Origin of the sequence: Niallia sp. FSL W8-0177 (assembly GCF_038006285.1) — a bacterium.
In the GTDB taxonomy this organism is placed as follows: domain Bacteria; phylum Bacillota; class Bacilli; order Bacillales; family Cytobacillaceae; genus Niallia; species Niallia circulans_A.
Genome location: NZ_JBBOUX010000001.1, coordinates 1261646 through 1275562 on the forward strand (window position 1 = coordinate 1261646; position 13917 = coordinate 1275562).

At 36.4% G+C, this 13917-nt stretch carries 11 protein-coding genes; all 11 read left to right on the forward strand.

All coding sequences use genetic code 11. From position 1 onward, the window contains the following. The first annotated feature begins 16 nt into the window (after positions 1-16). Positions 17-1063: an aspartate-semialdehyde dehydrogenase gene (gene asd, locus NST77_RS05985; RefSeq protein ID WP_095329228.1), complete on the forward strand. Its 1047-nt coding sequence runs from the start codon at positions 17-19 to the stop codon at positions 1061-1063. A 361-nt stretch (positions 1064-1424) separates the two neighbouring features. Continuing rightward, on the forward strand, positions 1425-2648 hold the full coding sequence (gene dapG, locus NST77_RS05990) for an aspartate kinase (RefSeq protein WP_047940049.1): 1224 nt from the start codon (positions 1425-1427) through the stop codon (positions 2646-2648). Positions 2649-2692: 44 nt separating this feature from the next. Further along, positions 2693-3556 (forward strand): 4-hydroxy-tetrahydrodipicolinate synthase, encoded by an 864-nt coding sequence (gene dapA, locus NST77_RS05995; protein ID WP_095329229.1) that lies wholly within the window; start codon positions 2693-2695, stop codon positions 3554-3556. A gap of 476 nt (positions 3557-4032) precedes the next feature. Next, the gene (locus tag NST77_RS06000; protein WP_123257474.1) at positions 4033-5370 is read left to right on the forward strand and encodes an amino acid permease; all 1338 of its coding nucleotides are present in this window, start codon (positions 4033-4035) and stop codon (positions 5368-5370) included. A gap of 193 nt (positions 5371-5563) precedes the next feature. Beyond that, positions 5564-7237: a ribonuclease J gene (locus NST77_RS06005; RefSeq protein ID WP_123259103.1), complete on the forward strand. Its 1674-nt coding sequence runs from the start codon at positions 5564-5566 to the stop codon at positions 7235-7237. A gap of 273 nt (positions 7238-7510) precedes the next feature. Continuing rightward, positions 7511-8248, forward strand: a complete 738-nt coding sequence (locus tag NST77_RS06010) for a ClpP family protease (protein WP_047940052.1) — start codon at positions 7511-7513, stop codon at positions 8246-8248. Further along, on the forward strand, positions 8245-8457 hold the full coding sequence (locus tag NST77_RS06015) for a YlzJ-like family protein (protein WP_095329231.1): 213 nt from the start codon (positions 8245-8247) through the stop codon (positions 8455-8457). Before NST77_RS06010 ends, NST77_RS06015 begins: the two co-directional genes overlap by 4 nt. A gap of 225 nt (positions 8458-8682) precedes the next feature. Beyond that, positions 8683-9888 (forward strand): IS256 family transposase, encoded by a 1206-nt coding sequence (locus tag NST77_RS06020; RefSeq protein ID WP_341122796.1) that lies wholly within the window; start codon positions 8683-8685, stop codon positions 9886-9888. 99 nt (positions 9889-9987) lie between these two features. Then, positions 9988-10296, forward strand: a complete 309-nt coding sequence (locus tag NST77_RS06025) for a hypothetical protein (protein WP_341122797.1) — start codon at positions 9988-9990, stop codon at positions 10294-10296. Between the two features lie 141 nt (positions 10297-10437). After that, entirely contained in the window at positions 10438-12774 is a 2337-nt protein-coding gene (locus NST77_RS06030; protein WP_123257476.1) for a DNA translocase FtsK, read from the forward strand. Positions 12775-13148: 374 nt separating this feature from the next. Beyond that, on the forward strand, positions 13149-13880 hold the full coding sequence (locus tag NST77_RS06035) for a GntR family transcriptional regulator (RefSeq protein ID WP_163186524.1): 732 nt from the start codon (positions 13149-13151) through the stop codon (positions 13878-13880). Positions 13881-13917: the final 37 nt, after the last annotated feature.

The following is a 13917-nucleotide window of genomic DNA, read 5'->3' on the forward strand; positions in this document are numbered from 1 at the left end:
GGAAGGAGAACCTTAAATGGAGCAATTAAAAGGATTTAACGTAGCAGTAGTTGGAGCAACAGGGGCTGTTGGTCAACAAATGATTAAAACATTAGAGAGCAGAGATTTTCCGATTTCGACTTTAACACTTTTGTCCTCTAAACGTTCAGCAGGAACAAAGGTTCAGTATAAAGATAAAGAAATTGTCGTACAAGAAGCAACTCCGGAGAGCTTTAAAGGAATTGATATCGCATTATTCAGCGCTGGCGGAGGTGTATCGAAAGAACTTGCACCACATGCAGTAAGACATGGAGCAATTGTTGTTGATAATACAAGCGCATTCCGTATGGACAAAGACGTGCCATTAGTAGTTCCGGAAGTAAACGAAGAAGATCTTCGTGAGCACAATGGAATAATTGCAAATCCAAACTGTTCCACTATTCAAATGGTGGTTGCTTTACAGCCATTAAAGGAGAAATTTGGTCTTTCGAAAGTATTAGTATCCACTTATCAAGCTGTATCTGGATCGGGTGCTGCAGCTGTAGAAGAGTTGAACAGTCAGACACAAGCAATTCTTAATAAAGAAGCATTTGAGCCGAAGATTCTACCAGTAAAGAGTGATAAAAAGCATTACCAAATCGCATTCAATGCAGTCCCACAAATTGATGTATTTACTGATAATGGATTCACTTACGAAGAAATGAAAATGATCAATGAAACAAAGAAAATAATGCATGCAGATGACTTAAAGGTTGCAGCGACTTGTGTCCGCATTCCAGTAGCAACCGGTCATTCTGAATCTGTTTATTTTGAATTAGATAACGATCAAGTATCAGTGGAAGAAATTAAATCCTTGTTAGCTGATGCTCCTGGCATTGTGCTTCAAGACGATCCAAGTAATCAAGTTTACCCAATGCCTGCAGATTGCGTAGGAAGCAATGATGTATTTGTCGGCCGTATTCGCCAAGATTTAGATGTGAAAAACGGTTTCCATATGTGGGTCGTTTCCGATAATCTATTAAAAGGTGCAGCATGGAACTCTGTACAAATTGCTGAAAGTCTAATTAAATTAGGGCTAGTTTAATGGACTAGTGAAGAAAGGCAAGACTGTAGAGGTTTAGTATGCAGGAAAATTACCTGTAAGTAGATTTCTATTTTATTCTACATACAGGAAGTACAAGTTTGGACACAAGCCTAAATAATGGTGCCAAAATCTTGTCTTTCTTATTATGAAATGATTCCTTAAATAGAATCCTATTTAGGGAATCATTTAAATAAGTGTGCTCATTTTGGTTGGAAAAAATCATCAAAGTTAAAACAACAAGGGATCCTCCTAGTAAAATGATGAAAGGGGTAATCTTTTTAGAACTAGATTCCCCAAATTTGTTTTAGAAAAGGCACCCTTATATTACACTCTTTTAAGAAAGTGTTCAGAGGTGTTTATTGTGAAAATCATGGTTCAAAAATTTGGCGGAACATCTGTTAGAGATGAAAAAAGCCGAATTCAAGCAAAAGATCATATTAAAGATGCATTAAATGAAGGATATAAAGTAGTAGTAATTGTTTCTGCGATGGGACGAAAAGGAGAACCTTATGCAACAGATACATTGTTGTCTTTAGTCGGCGGATCAGAATCAAGTATCAGCAGAAGAGAAAACGACTTATTAATGTCATGTGGCGAAATTATTTCTAGTGTTGTGTTTACACAACTATTACTAGAAAATCAGATTTCAGCAACTGCATTAACAGGTGCTCAAGCTGGATTTAAGACAAATAATGATTTTACCAATGCCAGAATTATGGAAATGGATTGCAGCCGTGTTCTTGAGGAATTAAAAAATCACGATGTTGTTGTTGTAGCTGGTTTCCAAGGGGCAGCGCCAAATGGAGATACAACGACTTTAGGAAGAGGCGGAAGTGATACGTCTGCGGCTGCTTTAGGATCGGCACTTCAAGCAGAATATATTGACATTTTTACTGATGTAGAAGGTATTATGACGGCAGATCCAAGAATTGCAGAAAATGCTCGTCCGCTATCTGTTGTTACCTATTCAGAAGTTTGCAATATGGCTTATCAAGGAGCAAAAGTTATTCATCCACGAGCAGTGGAAATAGCAATGCAAGCAAAAGTACCGATTAGAATACGCTCAACGTATTCTAAGGGGACTGGTACACTTGTCACCTCGAGTAATGCGGAAAGTCGAGGCAGTGACATAAAAGAAAGACCTGTAACAGGAATTGCTCATGTAGCAAACGTAACTCAAATTAAAGTTTTTGCAAAAAAAGATCAGTACGACTTACAATCGCAAGTCTTTAAAGCGATGGCAAATGAAGAAATCAGTGTAGACTTTATCAATATTTCACCTAACAGTGTCGTATATACTGTAACAAATGAGATGACAAACAAAGCAATTGCCGTTCTTGAAAATATGGGATATGAACCAGTTATCGAAAAAGAATGTGCAAAAGTATCCGTGGTTGGTGCTGGAATGGCCGGTGTACCTGGGGTGACATTTAAAATTGTTACTGCACTCTCAAATAAAGGAATTCGTATCCTCCAATCAGCTGATAGCCATGCAACGATCTGGGTGCTGGTGAAACAGGATGATTTAGTAAGTGCAGTTAATGTATTACACGATGCGTTTGAGTTAGAAAAAGAAATAGAATAAAAAAATAGATACAACGAGATCGAAATGAGAATAGGAGTGGAACGATGGGTTTATTTGGTAGGGTGTCAACGGCCATGATTACACCATTTGATGCCAAGGGACATATAGATTTTCCAAAAACAACACAGTTAATTAATCATTTACTTGAAAACGGAACAGATTCTTTAGTAGTAGCTGGTACTACTGGAGAATCGCCCACATTATCCAAACAAGAGAAGATTGCTTTATTTAAACATGTGGTAAAGGTAGTGGAAAAGAGAGTTCCAATCATTGCAGGAACAGGTAGTTATAACACATATGAGTCCATCGAATTAACGAAACAAGCAGAACTTGCAGGTGTGGACGCTGTTATGGTAGTTGGACCATACTATAACAAGCCGAACCAAGAGGGGTTATATCAACATATTAAAGCAGTTGCAGAATCTACAAAACTACCCGTTATGATATATAATATTCCAGGTCGTTCTGTTGTTAATATTGAACCAGAAACTATTATTCGTTTGTCAGAAATTGATAATATTGTAGCTGTAAAAGAGGCTAGTGGAAATTTAAATAATATCACGAAAATTATTGCATCAACACCAGCTGATTTTTATGTATACAGTGGTGATGACAGCTTAACTTTACCACTTTTATCTGTAGGAGCAACAGGAGTGATTTCTGTAGCTTCGCATATTATTGGTAAAGAAATGAAAGAAATGGTGACTTCTTTCTTAGATGGAAAGGTTGAGGAAGCATCTAAAATGCATCAACAATTACTTCCTCTTATGTTAATTCTATTTAAAGCTCCAAACCCTGTTCCAGTAAAAACAGCATTACAATTAAGAGGATTTGACGTAGGTTCTGTTCGTTTACCTTTAGTGCCATTAACAGAGGAAGAACGAATCGAGTTAGCGAAATTCATTTAAGGAATTAGAAGGATATCGTATATCCACAAGGACTAATGATAACAGTTTATTTGATTCTTTTTTGCTAGTTTTAATAAATGTTTACGTGTCAGAAGAGTTTAGCTATCTCTTATTATGACGGATAAACCAAAGCAAAAATGGTTTATTCGTCCTGAGATAACTAGCTCTTCTGTCTTTTTTATCTCACATCTTTACTAAGAAAAACTTGTTTCTAAACTAGTTTTTGATTATGATTGGATACATCATCATATTTTTAAATAGGGCAAACATAAGTTTCAACATATAAGAAACTAGAAGTTTTTGAAGGTAGATGAGTGTTTAGCTATATCGTCTTGCGAATTTTTTGTTTGGTGGAAGTTCACATTTGAAAAATGCAAACTGTCTTCCCAGTTTCTCAATCGAAAAATTGTGGTTTGGACAATGGTTAGTAAGACGCAAGAACATTTTGATAAGGTTAAATGTAAGGAGGAGAAGTCATGGCGAAAAATCAGCTGCAAAAAAACTTATTGCCAAGACATATAAGTTTAATGGCCATGGGAGGAGCTATTGGGACAGGGATATTTAAAGGTAGTGGAGAAACAGTTTCCATTGCAGGTCCAGGTGTTATTTTTACATACATATTTGCAGGACTTTTATTACTAGTAGTGATGGGCAGTATTGCGGAAATGGCTATTGTTTATCCAAATACAAACATGAAGGGCTTTATTGGGAAGGCTTTTGGGAACCAGACAGCATTCGTTATTGGCTGGATGTACTGCATTTTATGGCTTGCGGTATGTGTGATTGAAGTAGTTGTAGCAGGAAGCTTTCTGCAGTTTTGGCTACCAGATGTGCCATTATGGATATTAAGTATTCTGTGCGCAGTAGGTTTAATTGTCGTTAATACAATGAATGTGAAAAATTATGGAGAATTTGAATTTTGGTTTGCTGGTATTAAAATTGGCATGATTATTATATTTATTATATTAGGAGCCGCTGTTTTATTTGAACTTATTCCATCTGGGCAAACAAACTATCTACAAAATTACACAGAGCATGGCGGCTTTTTCCCAAATGGATGGACATCTGTCTTTTCTGCCTTATTAATTGTTATGTTTTCCTATGGTGGCTCCGAGCTCATTGGTGTATCGGTAACGGAAACGAAGAATGCAGAAAAAGTATTGCCAAAAGTTATTAAAAGCTTTATATTTCGTATTGTTTTATTTTATACATTGCCTATTTTAATTATTTGTGGACTAATTCCCTGGAATGAGTTAACAGAAGAATCCAGTCCTTTTGTCCAAGTACTTTCGATTTCTGGATTATCTGGAGCGGCACACATTATGAATTTTGTCTTAATTATTGCTGTGTTATCTGCTGCAAATTCGGGTATATATGGATGTACCAGAATGATGTACTCACTTTCAACGGAGGGTGAAGGACCAAAAGCCTTTAGTAGAGTAAACCACAATGGAGTGCCGATTTATAGTTTAATGGTTACAGGTATAATCTTAATTGCCGGATCAATGATTGCTTTATTTAAACAAGATCAAGTCTTTTCTTTACTTATGGCATTCCCTGGATTTGTCGTATCAGTTGTATGGATTATGATTTGTCTAGCACAGCTAAAGCTTAGAAAACAATATCCTCTTCAGCCAAGTTTTAAAATATGGGGGTATCCATATATTCCGATATTTACTGTAACCTGCTTAGGGATCATCAGCATTAGTTTCTTATTTGATGAGGCAAATCGAATTAGTATACTAGCATGTTTAATTTGCTTTTTTGCTGTAATAGCTATCTCTATATTTAAGTTTAAATCGAATAAACGGTAAAAATTTTTATTATAGGAAAAAAGGGTTGAAAAGCTAGGCAAACTAAAGAAAAATACCTCCTGATATCGTTATGAAATGGATCTGAAAAAGGAAGATTTCATAAAATTGGTTGTAAACATTTTTAAACATCAAGTATAATAATCATAACTGATCAATGGTCGGCTTAACTCAACATAGGAGGAAACAAAAATTGATGAAAAATGACAAAATAAAGCTTGTCGCACTCGGCGGAGTGGGCGAGAACGGTAAAAATATGTTTGTAGTCGAAGTAGACGAAGATATATTTGTAATTGATGCTGGTTTAATGTACCCGCAAAATGAAATGCTCGGGATCGATATTGTTATTCCAGATATCGCGTATTTAAAGCAAAATAAAGAAAAAGTAAAAGGAATTTTCTTAACACATGCACATGAAGATCATATCGGAGGTTTATCTTATATTTTAAGAGACCTAGATGTACCGGTTTATACGACTTTATTAACAGCTGAACTAACAAAGGAAAAGATGAAAGAGCAAGATTTCAAAGGACAAGCACAATTCGAAATTGTGACATCGAAATCTGTTCTAACATTTGCTTCCTCAAAAGTGTCCTTCTTTAAAACAAATCATAGTATCCCTGATAGCATTGGGATTGTTATTCATACATCAGAAGGTGCAATCGTACATACTGGCGACTTCAAATTCGATCAAACAGCCAGTGATCTTTACAAGCCAGATTATGGCGAGATGGCAAAAATCGGGGAAGAGGGCGTATTAGCGTTATTATCTGACAGTACGAATGCAGATAAACCAGGTTATTCTACAACAGATTTTGTTGTAACTCAAAGCTTAATTGAGGCGTTTTTACACACAAAGGGTCGGATTATTGCAGCATGTTTTGCAACTGACTTAAATAGAATTCAACATATTATTGATGCAGCTGAAAAAACAAATCGAAAAGTCGCGATTATCGGCAAGAATTTACAAAGAGTGTTGCAAATTGCGTTAAAACACAATTATTTAGATGTTGATGAAGAAACGATCGTTACCTATAACGAGCTTCAAGGATACACACAAGATCAAATGGTAATTATTACTACTGGTACAAAAGGCGAACCAATTGAAGCACTGCAAAAAATGGTCAAAAAAAATCATAAGCAAGTAAGCATCATGGAAGGAGATACCGTTTTATTCGCAGCATCTTCTTTCCTAGGCAGTGAAGTATTTGTTGGAAAAACAATTGATAAATTATACAGAGCAGGTGCAACACTTCTAGCAGGCTATAAAACCTTTAACAGCTCCAATCATGGCAGTCAAGAAGAATTAAAATTTATGATTAATATGATGAAGCCTAAATTCTTTTTGCCGATCCATGGCGAGTATCGCGTGTTAAAGGCACATGAAAAAATTGCGATTGAATGTGGCGTACCACCGCAAAATATCTACCTTCCAGAACAAGGAGAGGTGCTTGAATTTAAAGAAGATACCCTCCGTGTAGGCGGAAAAATTCCAGCTGGGAATGTATTAATTGATGGCAGCGGTGTTGGTGACGTTGGAAATATTGTTTTAAGAGACCGGAAGTTATTATCACAAGACGGAATTTTAACAGTTGTCGTAACATTAAATAAAGCGGAAAGAAAGATTTCTGCTGGTCCCGAAATCATTACAAGAGGTTTTGTATATGTTCGCGAGTCCGAGAAATTGCTAGAAGAAGCAGCTGACCGTGTAAGAGATATTGTAGAGAAAAGTATTAGTAAGGACAGCTTTGATTGGACTGGAATTAAGCAAGATATTAGAGATACGCTAAACCAGTTCTTATATGAAAAAACAAGACGTAGACCAATGATCTTGCCAATTATAATGGAAGTTAAGCCAGTTAGAAGATAAAAGTGAGAGCCTCCTTAAGATAAGGGGGCTTTTCGTTTGTTTGGGAAAAACTTCTGGAGCGTTGGAATTGATAAAGGAGAAGATTCCTTGGGATTTAGATGAACCGCAGGCTCTGTGGCTTAGCGTGAAAGCATGATTGGCAAGAAATTTTCCGAAATGTTTTCAATTTATTCTGGATGTAAAAGTGACTTATTGACTTTTCAATTTCGCCGCATGAAATAGTGTATCTCGCTTCATACTAAGATTATTATGGTTTTAGGAAGGGAGAACTATATGGTTTCAGTTAACAATAATAATCAGCCAGATGAAAAGCCGAATGAGGATAAACCATCAAGCTTAATGGAAAAAATTCAACAGCTGGGACAAACTAATGTACCTCAGCTCTCTCAAGATTCAAAAATACATTGTTTAACCATTGTTGGTCAAATCGAAGGCCATTTACAATTACCGCCTCAAAATAAAACAACGAAATATGAGCATCTGATTCCACAAATTGTAGCAATTGAACAAAATCCTAAGATTGAAGGGGTGCTTGTCATTTTGAATACAGTAGGAGGGGATGTAGAAGCAGGATTAGCTATTTCTGAAATGCTTGCTTCTCTGTCTAAACCAACTGTTTCCCTTGTTTTAGGAGGTGGACACTCAATTGGTGTTCCAATTGCTGTTTCCTGTGATTATTCCTATATTGCAGAAACAGCAACAATGACAATCCATCCTATTCGTTTAACAGGTCTGGTTATTGGAGTACCGCAGACCTTTGAATACTTAGATAAAATGCAAGAGCGAGTTGTTAATTTTGTGACCAAGCATTCTAAAATTACAGAAGAAAATTTTAAAGATCTGATGTTTGCAAAAGGAAATTTAACGAGAGATATTGGAACGAATGTAATTGGAAATGATGCCGTTACTTCTGGACTTATTGACTCTGTTGGCGGAGTCGGGGATGCGATGAAAAAGCTCAACGAGTTGATTGATGTCAATAAAGAACAGAATGAAGGGATTATCCAATGATTATGTATACAATGATGCCAGAAGAATTGATTTTTCCAATGAGCCAAGACATCTATGAAAAACACCAAGTTATTCATTATAATGGCATTCCTTTATTAGTTGCGAGAAATGAGTCAAATGAATATGAAGTCATAAGAATACTTAGCACCGATCCCAATCATTTTCTCCAGACAGATATGCAGCCAGGAGCAAAAATTCCAACCCTTTAATTGCTTTTTACTAAAAAAGTTGATAAAAGGGAATGATAAGGGAAAAAACTTGTCTAGTATTATGATTTTTAAGTTAGAGTTGGCGGCAAATCAGCCAAAGTAGGCAGGATATCAGCCAAATTGAGCGGAGAATCAGCCAAAGTAGGCAGGATATCAGCCAAACTGGGAGAGCGTCTATAATTTTGTGTAAATGGTTATACTTACCAATTAAGGAGATGATCATTTATGCAAGATCTACGGAATATGACAATTAGAGAGTTGGCCAGTCAATGTGAAACAGTGGATGATATCCACATGATGTTAAAAGAACTTTTTAAGGAAACTCTTCAACAAGTATTTGAAGCTGAAATCGAGGAACACTTAGGTTACTCTAAACACAATGTTAGTGGTATTAACTCGGGAAATAGTCGAAACGGATATAGTAAAAAAACCATTAAATCTAAGTTGGGTGAAACTAAATTAAATATCCCTAGAGATCGTAAAGGAGAATATGAGCCTCAGATTATTAAAAAGTATGAGACCTCCATCAATGGCTTAGAGGATCAAATTATCGCCCTTTATTCCAAGGGAATGTCTACTAGAGACATAGAAAGTCATATGAGAGACATATATGGAATTAGCGTTTCTCCGACTTTAGTTAGTAAGGTAACGGATAAGGTTTTGCCGCTTGTTTATGAATGGCAATCCCGTCTACTAGAACCTGTTTATCCCATTGTATTTTTAGACGCTATTCATTTTAAGGTAAAGCATGAAAATAGGATTGTGAGTAAAGCTGCTTATACCGTTCTTGGTATTAATACTGATGGGATAAAAGATATTTTAGGTATTTGGATTGGCGAAGAAGAAAGTGCTAGTTTTTGGTTAAATGTATGTCAAGATTTAAAAAGTCGCGGGGTCGAAGACATCCTAATAGCCTGTAAAGATGGGCTTTCTGGTTTTACTGAAGCCATTAACGCTACTTTTCCTAAGACTGATGTTCAATCTTGTATTATTCATCAACTACGGAATAATTCCAAGACTGTTCCCAATAAAAATCGTAAAGAATTTATGAACGATTTAAAGAATGTCTATAAGGCTTTTACCATTGAACAGGCGGAAATGGCCTTTGAAGAATTTAAAGTAAAATGGGAAAAGAAGCATCCATCTGTTATTAAGTCATGGGAAAATAATTGGTTAGAACTTACCACTTATTTCTCTTATCCAGTGGAAATTAGAAAATTAATTTATACAACAAATACTATTGAAGCCTTTCACCGACAACTAAGAAAAGTCACCAAAACGAAAACGGCTTATCCTACGGATAATGCTTTAAGAAAAATTGTTTATCTAGCGACTATCGGTGTAACGGATAAATGGACTATTCCTGTGCCTGGATGGTTAGAATGTAGACAACAGTTTGAAATAATGTTTGAGGGACGATTTGGGAAATAATCATTTCTTATCATTTTCTTACGCTTTAGGGCTATGCCCTAAGGGTTTATCGCTTTGGTTCTCCCAAAAGAAAAAGAGAGGATAAACTCCTCTCCACTTTTGTACAGAACCCTACTAGGTGCTCGGGGTGCTCCCCAGCATTGCCCTATCCCCCTAGTAGGTAAGAATCTTATAGTTATAGTATTAACCATTTATTGTAATTCAATCATTTACACAAAATATTTTACATTCCCCAAACTGAGCGGAGAATCAGCCAAAGTAGGCAGGATATCAGCCAAATTGAGTGGAGAATCAGCCAAAGTAGGCAGGATATCAGCCAAACTGAGCGGAGAATCAGCCAAAGTAGACAGCAAATCAGCCAAACGAGCGAAATATCAGCCAAACCAAAAAGCATACCTTTTTCTATAAAAACAGCAAAGGATAAAAAAACCTTCGGATAGAAGTTTCCCTTTATAAACTATGTTATAATATAGGAACAATAAAGAAGCAGCCTAAGGCTGCTTCTTTACTACAAAAGAGAAAGATAATTTTTAAATATTAGGTGATCAAATGGCAAAAAGGAAAAAAAGAAAAACAAGAAAAAAACAACATCTTAAATTAACGATACAATATGAACTTGTAGCTTTGCTCCTTATGGCATTGAGTTTTATCTCTATTTTACAACTCGGTGCGGTTGGGAAAACAATGGTTTCTTTTTTCCGGTTCTTTTTCGGAGAGTGGTATATGCTTTGCCTAATAGGCCTTATCGTATACAGTGGTTATTTAATGTGGAAAAGAGAAAAGCCTTATATGTTTCATACGAAATTGAATGGAATTTATTTAATTGTTAGTGCTATTTTATTACTTAGCCATGTAACACTATTTAAGTTGCTAGCAAGTCAAGGTGCTTTTCAAAACCCTAGTGTTATATTAAATACATGGGAATTATTTTGGATGGAAGTCAAGAAAGAGGCTACTAATGTTGATTTAGGCGGTGGCATGATTGGTGCCGTTTTATTTGCATTATTCCATTATTTATTCGATACGGTAGGTACACAGATTATCAGCTTTATCGTGATTATAATAGGCTTTATCTTGCTTACTGGTAAAACGTTAAGTGGTGCTTTTAAAAAAGTTATATCAAGTATCTGGAGTTTTTTCCAAGATCAATGGGAAGCGTTTAAGCAAGATATGAAAGATTGGAAAGAATCGATCCAAAAAAATAAAGAAAAGCGGAAGGCCGAAAAACAAGCAAGACGCGAAAATCAGCAGTCTGAGGAAAATACGAATGCTTCTATTATTGTGAACACTCCGCCTCAAGAGGACGAGCCATACATACAAGAGCCAATTATCAACACCTTTGCCGAAAGAGCCTATCAGGAGGAAGCCATTCAGGAAGACTTGATGGCAGATTCGCCAGAGGAACAAACCGATTTAGGTGATGTCGTGCCAATAACTTTTACAGAAGTAGAAAATAAGGATTATGAACTCCCACCTTTAAAGCTATTAAAGTTACCGAGAAAGGCAGATCAGAGTGGGGAATATGAGCAAATTCACGCAAACGCTGCTAAACTAGAACGAACTTTTCATAGCTTTGGCGTAAAAGCTAGAGTAACAGAGGTTCATTTAGGACCTGCGGTAACGAAGTATGAAGTTCATCCAAGTGAAGGAGTCAAAGTAAGTAAAATTGTTAATTTAAGCGACGATTTAGCTTTAGCTCTTGCAGCAAAGGATATTCGCATTGAAGCTCCTATTCCTGGGAAATCAGCAATCGGGATTGAAGTTCCAAACTCAGAAGTCGCTGTTGTGTCACTTAGAGAAGTATTGGAATCAAGTAAAAATGATAAGCCAGATTCGAAGCTGATGATTGCGTTTGGACGAGATATTACAGGGGAAGCAGTGTGCGCAGAATTAAATAAAATGCCCCATTTACTTGTTGCCGGAGCAACAGGTAGCGGAAAATCTGTCTGTATTAACGGGATTATTACAAGTATATTAATGAGAGCTAAGCCTCATGAAGTAAAGCTAATGATGATTGATCCAAAAATGGTTGAATTAAATGTATATAATGGTGTTCCTCATCTGCTTGCTCCAGTTGTCACAAATCCGAAAAAAGCATCACAGGCATTAATGAAGGTTGTTAGTGAAATGGAGAGAAGATACGATTTATTCTCCCATACAGGGACAAGAAATATAGAAGGGTATAATGAGTATATTAAACGAATAAATGCAGAGGAACAAGAGAAGCAGCCATTACTGCCATTTATCGTGGTGATTGTAGACGAGCTTGCTGACTTAATGATGGTGGCATCATCTGATGTAGAGGATGCCATTACACGCCTTGCACAAATGGCCCGTGCAGCCGGAATTCATCTAATTATTGCCACTCAGCGACCTTCTGTTGATGTTATTACGGGAGTCATTAAAGCAAATATTCCATCGCGAATTGCGTTCGCAGTTTCCTCTCAGACTGATTCTCGTACCATATTAGATATGGGAGGAGCAGAAAAGCTATTAGGAAGAGGAGATATGCTATTCTTCCCTTATGGGGCAAGCAAACCTGTGCGAGTACAAGGGGCGTTCTTGTCCGATGAAGAGGTAGAGGAAGTGGTTGATTTTGTTATTGGCCAGCAAAAAGCACAATACCAAGAGGAAATGATTCCAGATGAAATTGTGGAAGTTACTGGAGCTGTAGAAGACGAACTGTATCATGAAGCAGTTGAATTAATTGTCGAAATGCAAACAGCTTCCGTTAGTATGTTACAAAGAAGGTTCCGCATCGGTTATACGAGAGCAGCAAGATTAATCGATGAAATGGAAGCCCGCGGTGTGGTTGGACCATATGAGGGCAGCAAACCAAGAACAGTTCTTGTGCCAAAAGGTTCCGAAGAAATAAATATGCAGTAGTATGGTCAATAGTATGGATGAATCGATATCATCCGCCATAAAGGACACAAAACGATTCAGTTATGCGGAAAAATAATCAATTTTTTAAAAGAGGACTTGAAATAGTATAACCTATTTTAAGTCCTTTTTTAGCGTATATTCAAAACATTCATTCAGGGTGTATAAGAAAAATAGCAAAATTAAGTATTATTTTTACAATAATATACAAAAGAAAACGGTTGATTTCCGAACAATTACTCATTTCTGTATTTTTTCGACGAAATTCTTAAAAGTCTATTTATTTCTTAGGAAAAAAGTGTTATAGTATTTTCGATTAGTAGGAATGATTGAACATCAGAGGTCTGATGTCTTAGAAATGTTTGGAGGAACATCATATGCTAATTAAATCGGATACGAGACATTTATATTTGCAAGTAGTAGATCGTCTAAAAAAAGATATTGAGTTAGGAATTTATAAAGAAAAAGAAAAATTCCCCTCAGAATTCGAACTTGCAAAAACTTTAGGTGTGAGTCGGGCCACTTTAAGAGAGGCACTACGCACATTGGAAGAAGAAAATGTCATTGTCAGAAGACACGGTGTTGGCACTTTTGTTAACTGTAAACCATTGTTTAATTCTGGCATAGAACAATTGAATAGTGTCACGAATATGATTAAGCAGGCAGGTATGAATCCAGGCACCATATTTCTAAGCTCAAATACGATGTTCGCTACTGAAGAAGACTCGACACGCTTCTCTGCATCACAAGGGGAGGAAATGCTTGTTATCGAAAGAGTTCGAACAGCTAATGGCGAACCGGTTGTATATTGTATGGATAAATTGCCACAGAAAATTTTGCCTGAACGATTTTCATACGATCAAGAATCAATTTTTCAATTCTTGGAATCGGATAGCCAAAGACATATTACATACGCTGTTGCACAAATCGAGCCGATAGGATATCACGATAAAGTATCTCCCATTCTGCAATGTGAACCAGAAACTGCACTGCTTGTTTTAAAACAGACGCATTATGATGAGAAGGATGAACCGATTCTTTATTCAGTAAATTATTTTCGATCCGATAAGTTTAGCTTTCAAGTTTTAAGAAAACGAATTTACTCGTAGAAGCTGAACAAACTAATCGTAAAAAGTTTAACTAAAT

Excerpts from the sequence above, each read along its gene's own strand:
- NST77_RS06000 (WP_123257474.1), top strand. The coding sequence starts at position 4,033 with ATGGCGAAAAATCAGCTGCAAAAAAACTTATTGCCAAGACATATAAGT.
- NST77_RS06010 (WP_047940052.1), top strand. The coding sequence starts at position 7,511 with ATGGTTTCAGTTAACAATAATAATCAGCCAGATGAAAAGCCGAATGAG.
- NST77_RS06005 (WP_123259103.1), top strand. The coding sequence starts at position 5,564 with ATGAAAAATGACAAAATAAAGCTTGTCGCACTCGGCGGAGTGGGCGAG.
- dapA (WP_095329229.1), top strand. The coding sequence starts at position 2,693 with ATGGGTTTATTTGGTAGGGTGTCAACGGCCATGATTACACCATTTGAT.
- asd (WP_095329228.1), top strand. The coding sequence starts at position 17 with ATGGAGCAATTAAAAGGATTTAACGTAGCAGTAGTTGGAGCAACAGGG.
- NST77_RS06015 (WP_095329231.1), top strand. The coding sequence starts at position 8,245 with ATGATTATGTATACAATGATGCCAGAAGAATTGATTTTTCCAATGAGC.
- NST77_RS06020 (WP_341122796.1), top strand. The coding sequence starts at position 8,683 with ATGCAAGATCTACGGAATATGACAATTAGAGAGTTGGCCAGTCAATGT.
- NST77_RS06035 (WP_163186524.1), top strand. The coding sequence starts at position 13,149 with ATGCTAATTAAATCGGATACGAGACATTTATATTTGCAAGTAGTAGAT.
- NST77_RS06030 (WP_123257476.1), top strand. The coding sequence starts at position 10,438 with ATGGCAAAAAGGAAAAAAAGAAAAACAAGAAAAAAACAACATCTTAAA.